This is a genomic window from Amycolatopsis acididurans (assembly GCF_012328925.1).
In the GTDB taxonomy this organism is placed as follows: domain Bacteria; phylum Actinomycetota; class Actinomycetes; order Mycobacteriales; family Pseudonocardiaceae; genus Amycolatopsis_E; species Amycolatopsis_E acididurans.
In genome coordinates this window covers 170,490-191,724 of record NZ_JAAXLS010000004.1, presented here as the reverse complement: position 1 = coordinate 191,724, position 21,235 = coordinate 170,490, and the positions used below count along the sequence as shown (strand labels likewise).

Here is a 21,235-nt window from a genome sequence, read left to right as displayed (position 1 = left end):
CATCATCCCACTGGTTCTGAGATCAGGGCACTGCCGGCGCCCTGCAGCTGTGCTCGCAGCTCGGGGGTGAGGATCTGGCCCACCCGGTCGACCAGCATGGTCATCTCGTAGGCGACCTGCCCGATGTCACAGTTCGGGGCGGCCAGCACCGCGAGGCACGAGCCGTCGCTGATGGACATCAGCACCATGATGCCGAGTTCCATCTCCACGACCGTCTCGTTGACCGCGCCGGCCTCGAAGCAGCGCGCGGCGCCCTGCGTGAGGCTCACCAGCCCGGAGGCCACGGCGGCGAGCTGGTCGGCCCGGTCGAGGGGCAGCCGGTTCGACGCCGTCAGCAGCAAGCCGTCGGCCGACACGACCACCGCGTGCGCCACACCCGGCACACGCTCGGCGAAGTCATTGACCAGCCATCCGAACTGGTTCTGTTGTGGCTGCGGCGAGGTCATTCACCCTCCATGGTTTCGTGTTCAGAGTCGACAGGCTGAGTAGTCCGGTGTCGTCCACGCCTGACACCTTGCTGGAAACTGCTTAACCTGCCTCGCACATCCTGTGGGTCGCGCTGGGCTCGCGGACCCGGCGCGCCCGCAGAAGACGCACTTCCCGGCATGAGCTGCTCGCCGCGACGGCGGCGGGGCAGCCCGGCCGCGGTGTAGCCGGTCGGACCGGCCTGGCTGACCGCCTCGACGGTCCGCCAGCTCTCGTCGGTCGCGAACGACCATGCGGAGTCCTCGGCCGGTGCGGCCGGGGCTGGTGCCGCCGGGGCCGGCTCCGACGGTTGCCACAGGAACGCACCCGACGTCTCTGCTGGACGCTCCGCACCGGGCCTGCGGCGCGGAAGCGGGTTGTCCAGACCCGGCTGCCGCTGGGGCAGGCCGGGGTCGGCCTGGCCATGGGGCGCGGCGGTCTCGGGGGCTTGCGCCCGCTGGCGCTGAGGCAAACCGGAGCCCGGTTGCGGCAGGCCCGCGCCGACACCCCGCTGCGGCAGCCCGGAGCCGGTCTGACGCTGCGGAAGGCCTGTGTCGGCCGCCTGCGCGGGCTCGCGCCGCGGCATACCCGAATCCGTCCCCCGCTGGGGCAGGCCGGTGTCCGCGGCACGCTGCGGTGCGCCGGTGTCGGCCTGCTGCTCGCTCAGGCCGCTGTCGGCCGCCTGAACGGGCTCGCGTCGCGGGAGGCCGGAGTCCGTGCGGCCCGTGTCGCCGTGCAACTGGCCGCTTTCGCTCTGGCGCTGCGGGAGCCCGCCCTCGGCCGCGGAACCGGCCTGGGGAAGCGCTTCCTCCGGCTGTGCCTGGACGTTCTCGGGCGCCCCCTGCGGGCGCTGCGGCCGGGGCCGCCGCTGCGGAAGCGCACCCGGTCCTGCCGAGGGCTGCTCGCTCTCGGCAGGCTGCTGGGGCTCCGCGGCGGGCCAGGGCTGCGGTTGCGCACGCCGCTGCGGGAGCGGTGTGGCCTGCCGCGACTCCGCCGCAGCGGCGTCGGCGGGAGCGGTCTCCGCACCGGGGGCCGGCTGGTCCTTGGCGTGCCGGGCGCGGTTCACCCCGTGCTGGAAGCTGCTCAGCCGGCCGCGGACGTCGGCCGCGTTGCGTGACGGCAGCGCCGGCTTGGCCTCCTCGGGCGCCGGCTGGGAACCCTCCGGGGCGGCACCCGGTGCGGGGCTGCTCGGCGTGACACCACCGGGCGCCGCGCTGCCCGGCATCAGCTGCTCGCCACGGCGCCGCCGCGGCAGACCGGCCTCGGTGTAGCTCGTCGGCTCGTGTTGCGAAACCTGCTGGACCGTGCGCCAGCTCTCGTCGACCGCGAAGTCCCAGCCCGTCGTCGCCCTCGGTTCCGGCTTCGTCTCGGGCTTGTCCTCGGCCTCCTTCTCCTCGGCCGGGGCGGGCTGCTCGCTGCGGAACCACGCGGACAGCGTCTCGTCGAAGATCGGGGTCGTCTCGTCCGGCCGCGGCTCGCGAACGGGCGGCTTCGGCTCGGCGGCGGCCGCGCTCCACCACTCGGTCAGCGCGCCGGGGCTGACGTTGGCCTCGAACAGCTCCTTGCCGGACGGCAGCTCACCCGGCTCCGGCTCGGCGGCCTGCTCCGGCACCGCGGGCAACGGCGGTTCGGGTGCGAGAGCCTGCGGCTCCGGCATGTCCTCCGGCGATATCGGGCTGAACAGCGCGGTGCCCGAGACCTCCACGTCCGACGGCGGGCGCGGCGGCAGCATCCCGGAGTGCCCGTTCTGCGTCCACGCCCCAGGCGCGGCGGCGCCGTCGCCGAGGGTGCCGGACGTGGCACCGGCGAGGCTCGTCAGCGCACCGGGACGGCTCGTGCCGTTGATCCCGCGGCGCGGCAGCGAACCGGCCTCCGGCGGCGGAGTCGTCGTCGTGGTCTGCTCGGGCAGGTCCATCACCAGGTCGGCGGGCACGGACACGGTCGCCCGCACGCCGACGATGTCCTTGCCACCGTGCAGGACGACGCCGATGTTGTGCCGTCCGGCGAGGCGGCCGACCACGAACAGGCCCATCCGGCGCGAGGTGGCGAGGTCGACGCTCGCGGCCTCGGTCAGCCGGGCGTTGGCCTCGGCGACCTCGGCCTCGTTCATGCCGATGCCCTTGTCCATGATGTCGATCAGCAGCCTGCCGCCGTCGGCGACCCGCGTCGAGACCGTCACCTGCGTCTCCGGCGCGGAGAACGCGGTGGCGTTGTCCAGCAGCTCCGCGATCAGCCGCATCAGGTCGCTGGCCGCATAGCCGACGATCCGCGCGTTGGGCGGCGTCTGCACGACCACCCGCTGGTACTGCTCGATCTCCGACACGGCGGCGCGCAGCACGTCACCGGTGGAGACCGGCTGGCCGGAGCGGCGGCCGGGCTCGGCGCCGGAGAGCACCATCAGGTTCTCGTTGTTGCGGCGCATCCGGGTGGCGAGGTGGTCGAGCTGGAACAGCGTCGCCAGCTGGTCGGCGTCCTCCTCGTCCCGCTCCAGCCGCTCGATCAGCTGCAGCTGCCGCTGCACCAGGCTCTGGCTGCGGCGGGAGAGGTTGATGAACACGCTCGAGTAGCCGGTACGCATCGCAGCCTGCTCGATCGCCAGCCGCAGGGCCTGGCTGTGCACCGCGTCGAACGCCTTGGCCACCTCGCCGATCTCGTCGGCCGAACCGACGGCGACCGGACTGACCTCGGCGCTCTGCTCGCGCCCTTCCTGGATGTTCTGCACGGCGGCGGGCAGCTGGCGGTCGGCGACGTCGAGCGCGCTGGTGCGCAGCAGCCGCAGCGAGCGCAGCAGCTGGCGGGTGATCAGGAAGACCACCACGCCGGTCACGATCAGCGCGGCGAACAACAGCACGGCCAGCAGGCCGGCGTCGCTGCCGCTGCTTTCGACGAGATCGGTGGACTGGCCGCTGAGCTGGGCGCCCATCCGGTCGCTGAGCCCGCGCATGCCGTTGACGACGGCCGTCGAGGAGGCGGTCCACTGCTGGGCCGACAGCCCGGCGAGCACGTCACTGGCCGACGAGCTCTGCGTGTTGAGCACACTGCCGACGAGCCTGCCCCGGGTGTCGAACTCCGGGCCCATCACCGATCGGTCGAAATCCTGCTCCTGCGCGCCGTCGCCGGCGGCGCGGAAGTCCTCCAGCCGGTCGGCGAGCCGGATCTCGCCCGCGCGCACCTGGTTGAGCTGGGTCGGCGGCAGCATGCCGCGCGAGATGCCGTAGGTGACCAGGCTCTGGGAGGTGGACACCTCTTCCTTGGCGACGAGCAGGTCGTGCAGCGCGTTCGCCGTGCCGGACAGCGCGTCGTCGCTGACGCCCGCCACGAGCGAGGTGTCGAGGGTGAGCAGCGGACCGGTCATCGCCGAGTAGGCGTCCAGCGCCTGCAGCGAGTCGAGGCGACCGCCTGCGACCTGCTGGCGGACCTGGCCGAGGCGCGCGAGCGCGTTGTTGGCGGCCGTGCCCGGCGCGCTGGCGGCGGTGTCGAGCTGGGTGACGCGGGAGGTGTCGGCCGCGATCGGCTGCAGTGCCTTGTCGGTGGCGGCGCGCGCCGCGTCCAGCTGGGGCGAGCTGCCGACGGTGCCCTGGGTGAGCAGGGCGGTGGTGCCGATGCGCTCCTGCTGCAACGCGTCGACGAGCGAGCGCACGTCCGTGCTGAGCTTGACCAGCCGGTCGATCCGCTCGTAGTTGCCGGATCGGCTGACCTGGTTGCTGATCGTGATGCCGCCGAGCACGAGCGCGATGATGATCGGCACCAGCGTGACCGCGGCCAGCTTGACCGAGATCTTCCAGTCGCGCCAGTCCGCGAGGCCGCGCCACTTCGACGGCCGACGCGGCTGCTGGCCTAAGAGCTGTCCAACAGGCACTTGGCCCTGTCCTGCAACAGTCACGAAAGTGACTCCCTGTCCGGCGTTACGTGTGCGCGTCCACGGTTCGTGCGCAGCGGCCACCTGGCGACAGCCCTGCGCAACTCGGCTCTGCTCCGCGTCGACCGCATGGTTCTCCTCGTCACCGGTGGTACCGCTGCGCTGTCCGTTCGGGTGGTCCCGGCCCCACCAGGCCCGGCTGTCCACGGCCACGCCGCCTCATTCGTCCGTGCATCATGCGTTGTGCAGCATGTTCCGGACAAGATCCGTGACCTTCGATCACCGTGAGTCAACGTGGCCAAGGAAGCGTACACCAATCAGGCTGATCTCGACCCTGCCCGATAAATCGAGGTTGACCTGCGGAAATACCCGCCGTAATAGGGGGTTAACGCGCACACGGGCGGCTGACGGCCAAGATCATCCGATTCGGTTACTGACCTGGTTGGGGCACCTCCCTTCACTGTCACCCACTCAGCCCAGGAGCACCTGGCGCCCGCGGGCAAACTTCTACGGACGGTACTGTCCCAAGTGGGGGTTACAGAAGAATAACGCCCGATCTCGTGGCTTTTACAATCAGGGATAAGGCGTCCAATTCTGACGAATTGCCCTTATTCGCCAGCACTTTTCCGGCTTACGCTCCGAATATGCGAATAAGCACCGTTAGGCTTTTCCGGTTATCAATTTCACGGGGCATATTACGGGGAGTCACCAATTCTCGGCATTCCTCGATCCTCGATCCCCCGTTCGGCGCATTGCCATTGCTAGCCAGACTGTCGACGCTCACGCAGCGCTGGTGGGCTGCTCTGTAGAGCTTTGCCCGCCGTGGCTAGCATGTGCGCCCCGAAGGTCCCCAGCCACACGGGAGGCACCAATGCAGCGCGTCGAGCAGTCCTCCGCGACGCGGAACCCCGCAGAGACGCGGAACCCCGCAGAGGAGACCGGCCAGATGCCGGCTCTGTTCTCGACCGGGGACGAGGCTTCCGAGCAGGCCCAGCCCACCGGACCGGACTACCTCGCCATCCAGCGCAGCGCCGAATTCGGCGAACTGCGCGGACGGTTCCGCCGTTTCGCTTTTCCCATGACCGTGCTTTTCATCGCCTGGTACCTGGTTTATGTTCTGCTGGCCGCCTACGCGCCGGCTTTCATGAGCGTCCGGGTCATCGGGTCGGTGAACGTCGCGATCATCATGGGCATTCTCCAGTTCGTTTCCACCGCCGCCATCACGATCGCTTACCTGCGCTACGCCAAGCGTCGTGTCGACCCCCAGGTCGAGCAGGTGCGGCGCCAGGCAGGAGTCCAGTAGCATCATGGTCAACTTCCTCGCTGCCAGCGAGAACTCCGAAATCAACCCGGTGCTCAACACCGCGGTTTTCGTGATCTTCGTCGCGATCACCTTGTACGTCGTCTACCGGGTCAGCAGCGGCAAATCGTCCCGGTCGGACTACTACGCCGGCGGCAGCGCGTTCAACGGGCGGCAGAACGGGATAGCGCTTTCCGGCGACTTCCTCTCGGCCGCGTCGTTTCTCGGAATCGCCGGCGCGATCGCCATCAACGGTTATGACGGATTCCTTTACTCCATCGGATTCCTCGTCGCCTGGCTGGTGGATCTGCTGCTGGTCGCGGAACTGCTGCGCAACACCGGCCGGTTCACGATGGGCGACGTGCTGAGCTTCCGCATGCGGCAGCGTCCGGTGCGCGCCGCGGCGGCCACCTCCACGCTCGTGATCTCGCTGTTCTACATGCTGGCGCAGATGGCGGGCGCGGGCGCGCTGATCGCGCTGCTGCTCAACGTGCACAGCAGGTGGGGCCAGTCGCTGGTGATCGCGGTCGTCGGCCTCGTCATGATCTTCTACGTGCTGGTCGGCGGCATGAAGGGCACCACGTGGGTGCAGATCATCAAGGCCACGATCCTGATCGGCAGCGTCGTGCTGATGACCGTGTTCCTTTTCGGTAAATTCGGCTTCAGCATCTCCAACCTGCTCGACTCGGCCGCCTACCGCAGCCCACTCGGGCACAAACTCCTCGAACCGGGCGCGCAGTACGGCAAGAGCGGGGTCACCAAACTCGACTTCATCTCCCTGGCGGTCGCCCTGATCCTCGGTACCGCCGGTCTGCCGCACGTGCTGATGCGCTTCTACACCGTGCCCAACTCGCAGGAAGCCCGCCGTTCGGTGGTCTGGGCGACGGCCTGCGTGTTCGTCTTCTACCTGTGCACCCTGGTGATCGGCTTCGGCGCGACCGCGCTGGTGGGCACCAGCGAGATCAAGGCCGCGCCCGGCGGCGAGAACTCGGCGGCGCCGCTGCTCGCGCTGCACATCGGCGGCACGGTGCTGCTCGGCCTGGTCGCGGCCGTCGCGTTCGCGACGATCCTCGCCGTGGTCGCCGGGCTGACGATCACCGCGTCGGCCTCGTTCGCGCACGACGTGTACGCCAACATCTTCAAGAAGGGCCAGGCCGATCCGGCCGACGAGGTGCGGGTGGCCCGCCGCACGGCGCTGGGCATCGGCGTGGCCGCGATCCTCGGTGGCATCCTCGCCAACGGGCAGAACGTGGCGTTCCTGGTGGCGCTCGCGTTCGCGGTCGCCGCCTCGGCGAACCTGTCCACGCTGCTGTACTCGTTGTTCTGGAAGAAGTTCAACACCACCGGCACGCTGTGGGGCATCTACGGCGGCCTGGCCTGCTCGGTGCTGCTGGTGCTCTTCTCCCCGGTCGTGTCCGGCGCGTCGAACTCGATCATCAAGGGCGTGGACTTCCACTGGTTCCCGCTGACCAACCCCGGCCTGGTGTCGATCCCGTTCTCGTTCCTGTGCGGCTTCGTCGGCACCATGCTCGGCAAGGACAAGGCGGACCCGCGCAAGTACGCCGAGATGGAGGTCCGCGCGCTGACCGGGATCGTGCCTGGTAACCAGAAGGCGTGAGTCACGACCGGATCCGCCGTTTCCTCGGCGAGCACCAGCCCCGGACGCCCTGCCTGGTCATCGACACCTCGGTGGTCGCGGCGCGGGTGCGGGAACTCATCGCCGGGTTCCCGCACCCGCGGCTGCGCTACGCGGTGAAGGCCAATCCGGAGCCGGCCGTGCTCCGCGCGGTGCTGGCCGCGGGCGGCGGCTTCGACGTCGCGAGCCCCGGCGAGATCGACACGTGCCTGGCTCAGGGGGCGGCGCCCGAGACGCTGTCCTACGGCAACACGATCAAGAAACCGGCCGACATCGCCTACGCGTTCTCCCGTGGCGTGCGGGAGTTCACCACCGACGCCGAATCCGACATCGAGCACCTCGCCGAACTCGCGCCGGGCGCGTCGGTGACGGTGCGGATGCTGGTGGACGCGCCCGCCTCGGCGACCCCGTTCGGCCGCAAGTTCGGCTGCGATCCCGCCGAAGCGGCGCCGTTGCTGCGCCGCGCGGCCAGTCTCGGCCTCGACGCGGCGGGCGTGGCCTTCCACCCGGGTTCGCAGCAGGCCGATCCTTCCGCGTGGGACAACGGAATCGCGGCCGCCGCCAAGGTGTTCGCCGAGGTGGACGGCCTGCGCCGGCTCAACATCGGCGGCGGGTTCGGGATCACCTACCGCTCCCCCGTACCCACGCCGCAGGCCTACGCGTCGGCGATCCGGGCGTGCCTGCGGGCGCATTTCCCGCACACGCCGGAGATCGTGCTCGAACCCGGGCGCGCCGTCGTGGCCGAGGCCGGGCTCATCCGCACCGAGGTGGTACTCGTCGCGAACCGGGACGGGCACCGCTGGGTGTACCTGGACATCGGCCGCTACAACGGGCTGGCCGAGACCGAGAACGAGGCGATCCCCTACCGGTTCGAGCCGTGCGAAGGACCAAGGGGGCCTGTCGTCATCGCCGGACCGACGTGCGATGGTGACGACGTGCTGTACCAACGAACGCCGTACGAGCTGCCGCTGGCGCTACGCGCGGGCGACCGCCTCGACATCCTCGACACCGGCGCCTATACGGCCAGCTACTCCTCGGTGTCGTTCAACGGCATAGAACCGCTGGAGACCTACTGCATTGACTGAGATCGGCACCTTCTCGGGAAAGCACGTACTGGCCGAACTGGAGGACGTCGAGGCGGCTCTGCTCGACGATCCGGAGTTCCTCCGGGAGGCGTTGCGCTCGACCGTGACCGAGGCGGGCGCGGTGGTGTGCGACGTGATCGCGCACCGGTTCGCACCCCACGGGGTCACCGTGCTGGCGCTGCTGGCGGAGTCCCACGCCTCGATCCACACCTATCCCGAACTGGGTGCGGCGTTCGCCGACGTGTTCACCTGCGGCGACAAGGCGGATCCGGAGCTGGCCGTGCGGTTGCTCGCCCGCGCGCTCGGCACGGCCTCGGTACGCACCAGCACCACGAAACGCGGCAACGGCGGCATGCTCAGCGAGCCGGTCGGCGCCGGGCTGACCCGCTCCTGGGACGTGCCGGAGGTGTTGTTCAGCACGCGCACCGGCTTCCAGGACCTGCTCATCGGGCGGACCGCGCAGGGCATCTCGCTGTTCTGCGACGGTGAGCGGCAGAGCACCGAGGCCACCCAGCTCACCTACCACGAGGCGCTGATGGTGCCGCCGCTGCTGCTGGCCGACGAGGTGCGACGGGTGCTCATCATCGGGTCCAGCGAAGGTGTCGCGAGCCAGCTCGCGGTGGCGCACGGCGCGTCGGTGGTCGATCACGTCGACATCGACCGCGAGGCGGTACGGGCCTGCGCCGGGTACCTGCCCTACGGCTACACCCCCGACGAGCTGGCGGCCGCCGAGCGCGGCGATGGCCTGGTGCGGCTGCACTACCGCGACGGGTGGGAGTTCCTCGCCGGCGCCGAACCCGGCTACGACGTCGTGGTGATCGACCTGCCGGACGAGAACGACGACGCCGAAGCGCAGCACAACCGCCTGTACGGCAAGGACTTCCTGCGCCGCTGCGCCGATCTGCTCGCACCGGGCGGGGTGGTCTGCAGCCAGGCCGGCTGCCCGACGATGTGGCGCGACGACACGCTGATCGCGGCGTGGCGGCGCTTCGGCGAGCTGTTCGGCACGCCGGTGTACTACGGCTCCGCCGAGCACGAGTGGGCTTTCCTGTCCGGGCGGCTCGACGAGGTCGGCGACCCGGTGGGCGGCATGATTGGACGCCTGGCCGCCGCGCCCCGCCGTCCGGAGACGGTGGACGCGGACAGCCTGCGTGCCTCGACGATCCCGCCGCTGCGGGTCAGAGCTTCCGGCCGACCTCGACGCGGTGCGTGACCACGCGCTCGGCGACGAAGGACAGGAACGGGATCGTGCCGGCGAGCAGCACGAGAACGGTGCCCTTGATCGACCAGCGGGCCTTGAGCGCGAGGTCGACGGCCAGCACCAGGTAGATCATGTAGAACACGCCGTGCGTGACACCGGCCCAGCTCATCATGCCCGCCGAGTCGAACCCGTATTTCAGGATGAACGCGACGGTCAGCAGCAGCAGGGCGACACCGGTGACGTAGGCCAGCACCCGGTAGCGCACCAGCGGGCCCTTGAGCGGGGCCGCGACCTTCGCCGCACCGTCGCGTTCTTCCGTGCTCACCATTCGAGCTCTCTTTCTAGCTGTTCTCCTGGTCTCGCGCGTTCAACTCGGCGAGATAGCGGTTGTAGGCGGCCAGTTCGTCGTCCTCGTCATCGGCGACGATCCGCGCCGGCCTCGGCCTGGGCACCTCGGAGACGGGCTTGTGTCCCCACGTCGCCCGGTTGTCGTCCGGCGCGGGCCGCTGCGCGTCTTCGGCCGCGGCCTCACGGCGCAGCTTGCGGATACGCCACACCATGAACGCCGGGAACAGGCCGAACAGCGGCCACTGCAGGACGTAGCCGAGGTTCTGGAAGGTGCCGCTGGCCGATTCGAAGCGGTCCCACTGCCACCACGCGAGGCCGCAGGACACGATCAGGGCGATCAGGCAGAGCGTCCCGATCGCGATGCGTCGTGGCGTGAGGAACCCGGCTGGCACACCACCGACGCTAGCACCCGGGTTGTTAAGACACCTTGACGACCTGGGCGGCCTTCGCATAGGAGTCCGCGAGGCCGAAGACCTTCTGGCCGTACTCGACCGAGTTGTTGTACGACATCACACCGGCCCACCAGCCCTGCGCGCTGCCCATGTCGCGGCCGCCCGCGCACAGGTACTTCGCGGCGGCGAGCGCGGCCGCGTCGATCTGCTGCGGGTTGTAGCCGCCGCCCCACTTGACCCACGTGCTGGGGATGAACTGCATCGGCCCGACCGCCCGGTCGACCGTCGGGTCACCGTCGAAGCGGCCGCCGTCGGTGTCGGGGATGGCGCGGACACCGGCCGATCCGTCGAGCGGAACACCGATGATCGGCTTTGACGGCATGCCGTTGTCCAGCAGCACGGCGCCGCCGTACTGCCCGTGGTTGGACTCGATGCGCCCGATCCCGGCGAGCGTGGCCCACGAGATCCGGCATTTCGGCTGGGTGTCCCGCAGAGCGAGTTCGGCGTTGCCGTACGCCACGAGCGCGCGGGCCGGGATGCCGGTCACGTCGGCGACCTTGGCCGCCCACTTCTGGAGCAGGTTCCCGCCCGGCTGCTGTTGCTGTGGTTGTTGCGCGGGCTGCTGGGTGGACGCCACCGGGTCACCCTCCACCGTGGCGCCGACCGGGGCGCTCGACCCCGGTTGCACGTCCGCCGCCTGCACCTGCAGTGCGGGGATCTCCGTCGTGGTCGGGCTCGCGGTGGGAGTGCTCACCCGACTGGTGATCCACACGCCGGCGACCGCCAGCGTCAGCACCGCGAACACGATGCCGAGCCGCCCGAGTACCGCCAGTCCGGCCGCGCGCCGGGGCGGGGTGGTGACTTCGTCGTTGTCCGCCGGCTCGGTCGCGGGCACTTCTGCGACATCCTGCTCGACCTGCTCCGTGCCCAAAACCAAAGCCCTTCCGGCGACAACGTCTAGTCAACCAACGACGGCACTCGGGCTTACGTTACGCCAACGAGGTCGCCGGACTCAGCTGGCGCGTTGCTGCCGGGCGAGACGTGCGACACACCAGGCGGCGGCACTGCCGCGGCGCAGGTGCTGCAGCACGGTCATCGGACCGAGCCTGCGGGAAAGGTCGCCGGGGGTCAGGCCCGCGGCGCGGTAGTCGAGCGCGCGCTGGTCGAGCGGGCTGATACCCGCGTCCCACCACTGCTCGGCCTCGGAAACGTCCCCGATCATCTGCCACCAGCCCGCGGCGGCGACCAGGAGCTCGTGGGGGACCTCCGGCAGCCTCTTGCGCATCGCGTCGAGGTAGTCGGGGTCGGCGGTGGACACCGGTGCGAAACCGCGGGCGCCGCCGCGGCCGCGCTGACCGGGAATGCCTGGTGGCTGTGGCGGCGCCTCGGCAAGCCAGGCGGAGGCGATACGATTGATCTCCTGCTCCTCGGCCGTCTGCTCGCGCTCGGCTGCCCACTGCGCAATGACCGCATCAACTCCAGGATCTCCGGTCATCCCTGCCTCCTTGTGCCCCAACTGACAAGTCTTGACTTCGAAACCGCGATGATCGACTGATCGAACGTGCCAGAACCAGCTGGTCACGCAATGTGAGCACCGTAGGGGGAATTCGCGTTCGGACGCCAGACCCTTATGACGACGAATTCGGTGACCAGCGGTTTAATCACGCCAATCCACCCGGATGGTCGAATCAAGGGGGAATTACCGGGAAATGGTGACGCTGAGTAGCGCATATTCGGGCACGCGCACCTTTACCCGACACCTGCCGAGCGGGTGCCGGGAGCCGCGATGTGGGGTCAGGAGAACAGAGCGCGTACGAAAGTCACGATCGCCTCGGCGCCGTCACGGAGCCAGCCCAGCGCGTTGCGCACGACGTCGGCCGACTGGTTCGGCTTGGTGATCAGGAAGAAGAGCACGAGCGCGACGACGGCGACGATAAGGATCTTCTTGACGTTCGCCGACATACGCTCCATCCGTCCGCTTGGCTGGCCTGGTCGGCCCGTACGCCCCAGGGATACCCGCAATCCTGCCCGGCGCGTCGGCGTTTCGCTGGAACTTCACCCGTGTGGCTGTGCTCCGCGACTCTGCGTACCCGGCAGGGAGGCCTCACCACCCTAACCACACCAGCGCGAGGCCGCCGTGTGACACGCAGAGTCCGCGTGCCGCGAGGGACCCTTCACGGCAGGCGAAGGGTCCCTCCCGGCATTTCAGGCGATCACGGCGGACTCGCGCAGGAAGGCGAGTTCCCCGGCTCCGAGACCGAGTTCGGTGAGAACTTCCTCGGTGTCGGCGCCCCGCTCGCGTGGCGGTTCGGGCGTCGCCGGCGGCGTCCGGTCGAAGCGCGGCGCCGGCGCGGGCTGCACGACACCGCCCACGTCGACGAACGTGCCGCGTGCCGCGTTGTGCGGATGCTCGGCGGCCTCCCAGGGACTGAGCACGGGCGTCAGGCACGAGTCGGTGCCTCCGGCGAGCGCGACCAGTTCGTCGCGGGTGCGCTTGCCGATCGCGGCCGCGAGGGTCTCGCGCAGCCGCGGCCATTCGCGCGCGTCGAGGTGCGCCGGCAGGTCCTCGCCTTCGAGGCCGAGCACCTTGACCAGCTCACCCCAGAACCGCATCTCGATCGCGCCGACCGCCACGTACTTGCCGTCCGCGGTCTCGTACGTGTCGTAGAACGGCGCGCCCGTGTCGAGCAGGTTCGTGCCCCGCTCGCCCGGCCACAGGCCCGCGGCATGCATGCCGTGCAGCTGGGTGGTCAGCAACGCGGCGCCGTCCACCATGGCCGCGTCCACGACCTGCCCGCGCCCGGAGGACGTGCGTTCGTGCAACGCCGCCAGCACGCCCATCGCCAGCAGCATCCCGCCGCCCGCGAAGTCCGCGACGAGGTTCAGCGGCGGCACCGGCTTGCCTCCGGCGCGACCGATCGGCTCGAGCGCGCCGGACAGGCCGATGTAGTTGATGTCGTGCCCGGCGGCCGGGGCCATCGGTCCGTCCTGGCCCCAGCCGGTCACCCGGCCGTAGACGACGCGCGGGTTGCGGGCGTGCACCTGCTCCGGTCCCAGCCCCATGCGCTCGGCCACCCCGGGACGGAAACCCTCGATCAGCACGTCGGCCCGCTCGGCCAGGCGCAGCACGAGCTCGACGCCCTCGGGTTTCTTGGTGTCCACCCCGATCCAGCGGCGGCCACGGGTCAGCGGATCGTTGGGCAGGGAGAGCACGTCGTGCCCGGGCTTGGCCCGGTCGACCCGGATCACGTCGGCGCCGAGGTCGGCGAGCATGGTCGCGGCGAACGGGGCCGGCGCCAGTCCGGCCAGTTCGACGACCTTGAGCCCGGAAAGCGGCCCTGGCTTCATGTGGTCGTTCCTCACAGCGTGCGGGAGATGATTTCCTTCATGATTTCGCTGGTGCCGCCGAAGATCCGGCTGATCCGGACGTCGGCCCAGGCACGCGCGATGGGGTACTCGGTCATGTAGCCGTAGCCGCCGAAGAGCTGCACGCAGTCGTCGATGACCTTGTTGACCCGCTCGGTGGTCCACAGTTTCGCCATCGCGGCGCCCTGCACGTCCAGCTCGCCCTTGAGGTGCCGCTCGATGCACTGGTCGAGGAACGCCCGCGCGACGGCGGCCTCGGTGGCGGCCTCGGCGAGCTTGAACTTGGTGTTCTGGAAGTTGAACACCGGCTTGCCGAAGGCCTTGCGCTCCTTGGTGTAGTCGATCGTCGCCTCGACCGCGGCCTCCATGCCGGCCACGGCGGTGACCGCGATGATCAGCCGCTCCTGCGGCAGCTGCATCATCATCTGGATGAAGCCCTGCCCCTCCTGCTCACCGAGGAGGTTCGCGGCGGGCACGCGCACGTCGTCGAAGAACAGCTCGGCGGTGTCCTGTCCGCGCAGGCCGACCTTGTCCAGCAGCCGGCCACGGCGGAAGCCGGGCGTGTCGGTCGGCACGGCGATCAGCGAGACGCCCTGTGCGCCCGCGTCCGGATCCGTCTTCACGGCCAGCACGACGAGGTCGGCGAGCCCGCCGTTGGTGATGAAGGTCTTCGCGCCGTTGATGACGTAGTAGTCGCCGTCGCGCACCGCGCGGGTCTGGATGTTCTGCAGGTCCGAACCGGTGCCCGGTTCGGTCATGCCGATCGCGCCGACCATCTCGCCGCTGGCGAACTTCGGCAGGAACTCCTTCTTCTTCTCTTCGGAGGCGTAGGCGAGCAGGTAGTGCGCCACGATCCCGTTGTGCACGCTGACGCCCCACGCGCCGTCACCGGAGCGCGCCTGCTCCTCGTACAGCACGGCCTCGTGCGCGAACGTGCCGCCGCCACCGCCGTACTCCTCGGGGATCGACAGCGCGAGCAGGCCGATTTCGCCCGCCTTGTTCCACACCTCGCGGTCCAGGTGCTTCTGCTGGGCCCAGCGGTCCTGGTGCGGGGCGAGCTCCTTCTGGCAGAAAGTCCTGGCCAGGTCACGGAAATCGCCCAGATCCTCGGCCCAGGCACTCTTCTGCTGCGGCAGCGGCACGGCGTGGCCTCCTAGAAAACATTACGAATGGAAGGTAAGTTCTGTGTGGAATGTACATCCGGGAGAGCGCAATGGCCAGAGGGCACCGCACACAGGCGGAACGCCGGGAACAGACCAGGACCGCGTTGCTCGACGCGACCGTCGAGTGCCTGGTCGAGCTCGGCTATGCGCGGTCGTCGATGCAGGAGATCTGTGCGCGTGCCGGAGTGTCGAAGGGTGCCGCCCAGCATCACTTCGCGGACAAGGCGGATCTGATGGCGGCCGCGGTCGAGCACCTGACGAAGAAGCGGATGGACGCGCTCGCCGAATCGCTCGGCGCGCTGCCTCGTGGCGTGGACGCGATTCCGGCGGCGGTCGACATGCTGTGGGCCGGTTACTCGGGCACGCTCGCCACCGCGTCGACCGAACTGTGGATCGCCGCCCGCACCGACCCGGCGTTGCGCTCGGCGATCCGGCCGGTCGACCGCGCGCTGGGCCGTACCGCGCTCGCGCACATACTGGAGATCGCCTCGGACCTGCCCGGCGACCAGGTGGAAACCCTGTTCTGGCTCACCGTGAACCTCGCACGGGGGCTCGCACTGGACGCCGAACTCGGCGGTGCGCCCGCCCGGCGCAAGCAGCTGCTCGAAGAGTGGAAGCGGATCGCGGTCCGGCACGCGAGCTGAGCGGGGAGCCGGCCCGGCCCTCACACGGGCCGGTCCCCGACACCCACAGGGACGAAGCCGTCTGCTGTCCGTGACGATTGTTTACGAAGAGATCTCGCTCACCCCGGTCGTGGAACACCGGGCAGGGATTCGCCGTCCTCGCAGGAAGAAGGCGAAGGAGTCCCTGATGAGCACAGGACCATTTCCCCAGCCGCACTATCCCGGTTTCCCGCCGCCCCATGCGCGGCCGGTGGGCCGCAGCCGCAGCGCCCGTCCCCTTGTCGCCGCCGTGCTCGCGGTGCTCACCGCCGCGGCCATCGTCGTGGGCACGCTGCTGCCGTCGCTGCGGATCCGGGCCTTCTCCGGCAGCACGCTCGAACAGACGATGACCATCACCGCGTGGGGCCGCACGTTCGATCCGCAGCCGACGGGAGCGATCGGCCAGTTCTACGCCAACAGCCATGTCGCGCTGTACGGCATTCCGCTCAGCGTCATCGCGGCCGGGCTGGTCGCGGCGGCCATCGCGATCATGGTGTCCCGGCGTCCGGGCGCGCGCGTCGCGCTGATCGCCGCCGCGTCCGCCGCCGTCGCGGCCGTGTTCATGCTGGCGATGGACGTGGAGTCGTCGCTGAGCTACGAGGGGGCCGAGGGCAGCACCCGGCAGGCCTTCACCTCCTACGATGTCGGCACCGGCGGCTGGATCCTCGGCGGAGCGGGTCTGCTCGCACTGATCGCGGGTCTGCTCGCGATCGGCCGCGGCTCGCGGGCGGACGACGCGACTCCCCCGCAAGGGTTCATCTCGCCGGCGGCCTCCGGTTACGGGCGGCCGGTGCAGGCGTATCCGCCGCCCGCGCAGCCCTATCCCCCGCCGGGGTACGGGCCACCGCCGCGGCAGGACACGCCGTACAAAGGAACGCTGCCCGACGAGGAATCCACCGAATCGCGGCCGCCGGTGTGGCCGCCGGAGCCGCCGGGGCAGCGCGACTGACTCCTGGCCTCACATACCGCCGGTATGCTGTACTCGTCGGTAACGTAGCCGCGCCAACGGAGGGGCCATGACGAGTACGACCGCGAGCACCGGCCACGGAGCGAGCAAACCGACCACCGTCGGCGGATTCGTCGGTGCACCATCCGCGGCGCGGGCCGCGCAGCTGGTGCGCCGTGCGACCGGCGGCCAGGACTCCGCGCCCGTCGAGATCGTCGCGCCGTTCACCGGTCTGGTCTCGGCCACGCTGCCGCAGGCCACCGACGCCGACGTGCGCAAGGCCTTCGACGAGGCACGCGATGCCCAGCGCGCCTGGGCATCGCGTCCGGCACGGGAGCGGCAGCAGGTGCTCACCCGGCTGCACGGGCTGATCCTGGAACGGCAGGACGAGATCCTCGACCTGGTGCAGCTGGAGGCCGGCAAGGCGCGCCTCGACGCGTTCGACGAGGTCAGCGCCACGGCGCTGGTCGCGGGCTACTACGGCAAGCACAGCGCACGCATTCTCGGCGCGAAACGGGTCGCCGGTGTGCTCCCGGTGCTGACGAAGGCCACGCGCCTGCGACACCCCAAAGGCGTCGTAGCGATCATCTCGCCGTGGAACTACCCCCTCGCGCTGACCGCGATGGACGTGCTTCCCGCGCTGGTGGCCGGGAACGCGGTCGTGCAGAAGCCGGACAACCAGACCGCGCTGTCGGCGTTGTGGCTGCACGAACTGGCCGAGGAGGCCGGGCTGCCCGCCGGACTGTGGCGGATCGTGCTGGGACGCGGGTCGAAGATCGGCGACGCGCTCGTGGAGGAGTCGGACTACCTGTGTTTCACGGGGTCCACGCCGACCGGCAAGTCGCTCGCGCAGCAGGTCGCCGGGCGGCTGACCGGGTACTCGATGGAGCTGGGCGGGAAGAACCCGATGGTCGTGCTGCCGGACGCGCCGGTGGCGAAGGCCGCCGCGGGTGCGGTGGCGGCGTGCTTCTCCTCCGCGGGGCAGCTCTGCGTGTCGGTCGAGCGGATCTACGTGCACGAGAGCATCCAGGAGGAGTTCACGCGCGCGTTCGTGGCCAAGACCGAGGCGCTGCGGCTCGGCGGCGAGCTGGGGTACGGGGCGGACATGGGCTCGCTGACGTCGGAAGACCAGCTCGCGACGGTGTCCGCGCACGTGGAGGACGCGCGGGCGAAGGGCGCGAAGGTGCTCACCGGCGGGCGGGCGCGGCCGGATCTCGGGCCGTGGTTCTACGAGCCGACCGTGCTGACCGGCGTGACGCCGGAGATGGATCTGTTCGCCGACGAGACCTTCGGCCCGGTCGTGTCGATCTACGGCTACACCGACGTCGAGGACGCGATCGCGCGGGCCAACGACACCAGCTACGGCTTGAACGCGAGCGTATGGAGCGGCGACACCGACGCGGGTGTGGCGGTCGCGGCGCGGATCAAGGCGGGAACCGTGAACGTCAACGAGGGCTACGCGGCCACGTTCGGCACCGTCGGCCTGCCGATGGGCGGGATGAAGGAGTCCGGCTACGGCCGCCGCAACGGCCCCGAAGGCCTGCTCAAGTACACCGAAACCCAGGCCATCGCCGTGCAACGCGGCCTGCGCCTGCGCCCGCCGCGGGTCGTGCCGCCCCGCCTGTGGGCGCGCGTGATGACCACGGGGCTGCGGCTGCTGCGCAGGGTCCAGTAGGTCTGGCGGTGGGGCGGAGCGAGGGCAGGCCGCCCACCGGGATCCGCGGTCAGATCCGCATGGCCGGGGCGTTCGAGGGTCTCGTGAGCAGGCCGCGGTCGTAGGCGATCGCGACCGCCTCCGCCCGGCGGGCCGCGCCCAGTTTGGCCATCACGCGCGACAGGTGCACGCTGACCGTCTTCTCGCTGATGAACAGTTCGTCCCCGACCTGGCGGTTGGTGCGTCCCAGCGCCACGCGCTCCAGCACCGCGCGCTCGCGGTCGGTCAGCGGATCGACGACCGCCGTGTCCCGCGCCGGTTCCGGTGCGCCCTCGAGCGAAACGCGCGCCCGGCGGGCGACATCGCGCACCGCGTCGCGTAAGGGGATCGCCCGGAGCCGCTGCGCGACCTCATGTGCCTTGGTCAGCTCGGCGGCCGCGAGGTCCGGGTCGGCGGAGGCGGCCAGCAGCGCCTCGGCGTACTGCCAGCGGCACACGGCCTGCTGGTACACCGCGCCGTAGTCGAACGCACGCACCGCTTCGGCCCACCGCGCCGGATCGGCCGCACCGCCGAGGCCGCTCGCCTCCGCCTCGGCCCTGGCCAGCCACGCCCGGCCCTCGGGCCCTAGCGCGCTCGACCGCGGGCGGCCGTGCTCGGCAGAGTGCCGCACGAGTACGAGCAGCGCCTCTCCCGATTCGACGCTCTCCCGCGCCGCCTTCTCGTCACTGCGGATCCGGGCGGCCTTCGCCTGCGCCACCGCGCCCGCGATGCCCAGCGCGCCGAGCCGGATTCCGCTGAGCAGGTAGTCGTCGTCCAGGGAACGCAGGAAGTCGAAGGCCTCCGCCTGCCGTTTGGTCGCCGTCGCGTATTCCGCCTGCCAGTACGCGATCTCCGACGCGGCCGCGCCCGCCGCGAGCGCCGTCAGCGGCTCCGCGCGCCAGTGCGGACGCAGCTCCGCCAGCAGCTTCGCGGCCTCGGTGAACCGGCCGCGCGCCACCACGATCGGCAACGCGGCCGCCGTCATCCTCGCCGCGAGCACGCTGGACACGCCGCGCGCGGGCACGCCGGTGAGCGTCTCGTCCGGCCAGTCCCCGCTGGCATAGCGCAGCGACAGGTGCCGGGCGCGGAGTTCGAGCCCGTACGTGCTCCACGTCAGCCCCGTCTGCTCCGCGCGCTCGATGCCGCGTTCGAAAACCTCGATGGCCTCGTCGATCTGGGCCTGGTCCTCGTAGCTGAAGCCGAGGAAACACAGCGCCCGCAACTCGACGTTGAGCGAATCCGCCTCGCGCGCCTTGCGTTCGGCCTCCCGCAGCCGGGCCCGGGCCTCGGTGAAGTCGCCCGCGTTGTCGGCGAGCGCGCCCAGCGTGATCAGGGCGGCGGCCTCGCCACCGACGGTGCCCACGGCCCGCGCGTCCTCGACCGCCGTGCGCGCACTCCACAGCGCGTCCTCCCTGCGCCCGATTCCGCGCAGGATGGCCGCCCTCGTGGCCAGCACCCAGACCCTCGGCTTGCTCACCGCGCGCTCGGCCACCAGATCCCACGCGCGGCCGATGGCCTCGACGGCCTGGTCGATGGTGCCCTCGACGTTCATCAGCGCCTCGGCCAGCCTGCGCCATTTCTGCGCCGCGCGTTCGGGATCGATGTCGGGCCCGAGGGCCTGCACCGCCGAGCGCGCGTACGCGATCGCCCGCTCCGGCTCACCCGACGTGCCGGCGAAGTACGAGGCCTCGTGCAGCAACCGCCCCTCGTCCACGTCGGCGGGGCGCGCGGCCTCGGGCACCGCGTCCCAGATCTCCAGGGCCTGCTCGACATGACGCAACGCCGCGCCCGGCGCACCGAGCCGCTCGGCCTCGTCGGCGGCGCGGAGCAGGGCGGGCAGCGCCGTGGTCAGGTCCTTGCTCTGCAGGCTGTGGTAGGCCAGCTTGGCGTCGTGCCCGCGGCCCTGCGGGGTGCGCAGGATGCGGGCCGCGTACCCGGCGTGCATCCTGGTGCGCTCGCCGGGCAGCAGATCGCCGTACACGGCCTCCTGCAGCAGTGCGTGCCGGAAGGTGTACGCGCCCTTCTCCACCACCAGCACGTAATGCTGCACGGCCTCCCGCAGCGCCTCGTCCAGTTCGTCCTCACCGAGGCCGGACACCTCGGCCAGCGCGCCGTGCGACACCGACTCCCCGGCGACGGAGATGACGCGCAGCACGCGCCGCGCGTCCGGCGAAAGCCGTTCGAGCCTGGCCAGCAGCACCTCGGCCAGCCCGGCGGGCAGATCCGTGGTGTCGGCGCACGAAGCCAGCAGCTCTTCGGCGAAGAACGGGTTGCCCTCGGACCGCTCGACGACGCTGGCCACGACCTCGGGCGCGAGCGGCCCGTCTGCCAGCGCCTCCACGAACGCCCGTGCGTCCGCGTCGCCCAGCGGCGCCAGGTCGATCCTCGTGATGGCGGGCAGCCGGACCAGTTCGGCGAGCAGCCCGCGCAGCGGATGCCGCCGGTAGACGTCCTCCTCGCGGTAGCTCGCCACGACGAACAGGCGCTGCGCCCGCAGCCGGGACAGCAGGAACGACAGCAGGTTGCGGGTGGAACCGTCTCCCCAGTGCAGGTCTTCGAGCACGAGCAACACGGGCTGGTGCACGGCGATCTCGGTGAGCACGCTCAGCACCGCGTCGAACAGCTGCAGCTGACCGAGGTCCTGTTCGGGCCGGGCCCGGTGCGGCACCTCGTGCTCGGAGCTGACCGCCACGTACTCGGTGCTGGCGGGCACCCCGGCCTGGGCCAGCGGCAGCAGGCGGCCCAGCGCCGGGCGGGTGCGCACCGCCTCGGCGATCACCGGTTCCTCGGCCGTGGCCAGCGGGCCGAGCGCCTCGGCGAACGGGAGATAAGGCAGACCGCCTTCCCGCACGTCGAGGCACCGGCCGGTGAGCACCAGCGCGCCCCGCCCCGTCGCGAACTCGGCCACCTCCGACAGCAGCCGCGTCTTGCCGACCCCCGCGTCCCCGGACAACAGCACCGCGCCGGCCTCACCACGCTCGGCGCGGGTGAAGCCGGCTCGGAGCCTGCGTATCTCGTCGACACGCGCGACCAACGGGATTCCGGAACCTAATCGGGGCACAAGACGCATTCTGGCCTACCCCACCGACAGTTCCGCCACTGTTTTTGCGCTCAGCGTC

The 21,235-nt window shown here is 70.6% G+C and carries 17 protein-coding genes and 1 pseudogene; 8 read left to right on the top strand and 10 right to left on the bottom strand.

What is annotated here, in order from left to right:
- Positions 1-2: 2 nt before the first annotated feature.
- Entirely contained in the window at positions 3-446 is a 444-nt protein-coding gene (locus HFP15_RS09315; protein WP_168513651.1) for a roadblock/LC7 domain-containing protein, read from the bottom strand.
- On the bottom strand, positions 443-4,348 hold the full coding sequence (locus HFP15_RS09310) for a sensor histidine kinase (RefSeq protein ID WP_312871521.1): 3,906 nt from the start codon (positions 4,346-4,348) through the stop codon (positions 443-445). The genes HFP15_RS09315 and HFP15_RS09310 overlap by 4 nt, the downstream gene beginning before the upstream one ends.
- Before the next feature lie 847 nt (positions 4,349-5,195).
- Between HFP15_RS09310 and HFP15_RS09305 the strand changes: the two genes are divergently transcribed.
- The 5 genes and pseudogenes from HFP15_RS09305 to HFP15_RS09290 all read left to right on the top strand — a co-directional run bounded on the left by HFP15_RS09305 (position 5,196) and on the right by HFP15_RS09290 (position 9,558).
- On the top strand, positions 5,196-5,627 hold the full coding sequence (locus tag HFP15_RS09305) for a DUF485 domain-containing protein (protein ID WP_168513647.1): 432 nt from the start codon (positions 5,196-5,198) through the stop codon (positions 5,625-5,627).
- A 4-nt stretch (positions 5,628-5,631) separates the two neighbouring features.
- Complete coding sequence (locus HFP15_RS09300) at positions 5,632-7,242, top strand: monocarboxylic acid transporter (RefSeq protein ID WP_168513645.1); 1,611 nt, start codon at positions 5,632-5,634, stop codon at positions 7,240-7,242.
- Positions 7,239-8,345 carry a type III PLP-dependent enzyme gene (locus HFP15_RS09295; protein ID WP_168513643.1) on the top strand — a complete coding sequence of 369 codons (1,107 nt, stop codon included), beginning with the start codon at positions 7,239-7,241 and terminating at the stop codon, positions 8,343-8,345. The genes HFP15_RS09300 and HFP15_RS09295 overlap by 4 nt, the downstream gene beginning before the upstream one ends.
- Positions 8,338-8,676, top strand: a pseudogene (speD, locus tag HFP15_RS42640) (adenosylmethionine decarboxylase); the annotation flags it as partial. The gene HFP15_RS09295 and the pseudogene speD, both read left to right, overlap by 8 nt.
- Positions 8,677-8,697: 21 nt before the next feature.
- The gene (locus tag HFP15_RS09290) at positions 8,698-9,558 is read left to right on the top strand and encodes a spermidine synthase (protein WP_246271570.1); all 861 of its coding nucleotides are present in this window, start codon (positions 8,698-8,700) and stop codon (positions 9,556-9,558) included.
- Here the strand turns inward: HFP15_RS09290 and HFP15_RS09285 are convergent.
- The 7 genes from HFP15_RS09285 to HFP15_RS09255 all read right to left on the bottom strand — a co-directional run bounded on the left by HFP15_RS09285 (position 9,524) and on the right by HFP15_RS09255 (position 14,794).
- On the bottom strand, positions 9,524-9,874 hold the full coding sequence (locus HFP15_RS09285; RefSeq protein ID WP_168513639.1) for a DUF3817 domain-containing protein: 351 nt from the start codon (positions 9,872-9,874) through the stop codon (positions 9,524-9,526). The two genes, HFP15_RS09290 and HFP15_RS09285, sit on opposite strands and share 35 nt — an antisense overlap.
- A gap of 13 nt (positions 9,875-9,887) precedes the next feature.
- Positions 9,888-10,286 carry a hypothetical protein gene (locus tag HFP15_RS09280; protein ID WP_168513637.1) on the bottom strand — a complete coding sequence of 133 codons (399 nt, stop codon included), beginning with the start codon at positions 10,284-10,286 and terminating at the stop codon, positions 9,888-9,890.
- A gap of 25 nt (positions 10,287-10,311) precedes the next feature.
- Positions 10,312-11,181, bottom strand: a complete 870-nt coding sequence (locus tag HFP15_RS09275; RefSeq protein ID WP_168513635.1) for a lysozyme family protein — start codon at positions 11,179-11,181, stop codon at positions 10,312-10,314.
- A 117-nt stretch (positions 11,182-11,298) separates the two neighbouring features.
- Complete coding sequence (locus HFP15_RS09270; protein ID WP_168513633.1) at positions 11,299-11,781, bottom strand: helix-turn-helix transcriptional regulator; 483 nt, start codon at positions 11,779-11,781, stop codon at positions 11,299-11,301.
- A gap of 299 nt (positions 11,782-12,080) precedes the next feature.
- A complete protein-coding gene (locus HFP15_RS09265; RefSeq protein WP_168513631.1) occupies positions 12,081-12,248 on the bottom strand; it encodes a hypothetical protein in 168 nt (55 codons plus the stop codon).
- Positions 12,249-12,491: 243 nt separating this feature from the next.
- On the bottom strand, positions 12,492-13,634 hold the full coding sequence (locus HFP15_RS09260) for a CaiB/BaiF CoA transferase family protein (RefSeq protein ID WP_168513629.1): 1,143 nt from the start codon (positions 13,632-13,634) through the stop codon (positions 12,492-12,494).
- Positions 13,635-13,645: 11 nt separating this feature from the next.
- On the bottom strand, positions 13,646-14,794 hold the full coding sequence (locus HFP15_RS09255; protein ID WP_168513627.1) for an acyl-CoA dehydrogenase family protein: 1,149 nt from the start codon (positions 14,792-14,794) through the stop codon (positions 13,646-13,648).
- A gap of 71 nt (positions 14,795-14,865) precedes the next feature.
- Between HFP15_RS09255 and HFP15_RS09250 the strand changes: the two genes are divergently transcribed.
- From HFP15_RS09250 to HFP15_RS09240, 3 genes are all read left to right on the top strand, one after another.
- Entirely contained in the window at positions 14,866-15,459 is a 594-nt protein-coding gene (locus tag HFP15_RS09250) for a TetR/AcrR family transcriptional regulator (protein ID WP_168513625.1), read from the top strand.
- Positions 15,460-15,625: 166 nt separating this feature from the next.
- A complete protein-coding gene (locus HFP15_RS09245) occupies positions 15,626-16,426 on the top strand; it encodes a hypothetical protein (protein WP_168513623.1) in 801 nt (266 codons plus the stop codon).
- A 67-nt stretch (positions 16,427-16,493) separates the two neighbouring features.
- A complete protein-coding gene (locus tag HFP15_RS09240; RefSeq protein ID WP_168513621.1) occupies positions 16,494-18,098 on the top strand; it encodes a succinic semialdehyde dehydrogenase in 1,605 nt (534 codons plus the stop codon).
- A gap of 49 nt (positions 18,099-18,147) precedes the next feature.
- On the opposite strand, the gene HFP15_RS09235 is transcribed toward HFP15_RS09240, so the two are convergent.
- Complete coding sequence (locus HFP15_RS09235) at positions 18,148-21,186, bottom strand: helix-turn-helix transcriptional regulator (RefSeq protein ID WP_168513619.1); 3,039 nt, start codon at positions 21,184-21,186, stop codon at positions 18,148-18,150.
- Positions 21,187-21,235 lie beyond the last annotated feature (49 nt).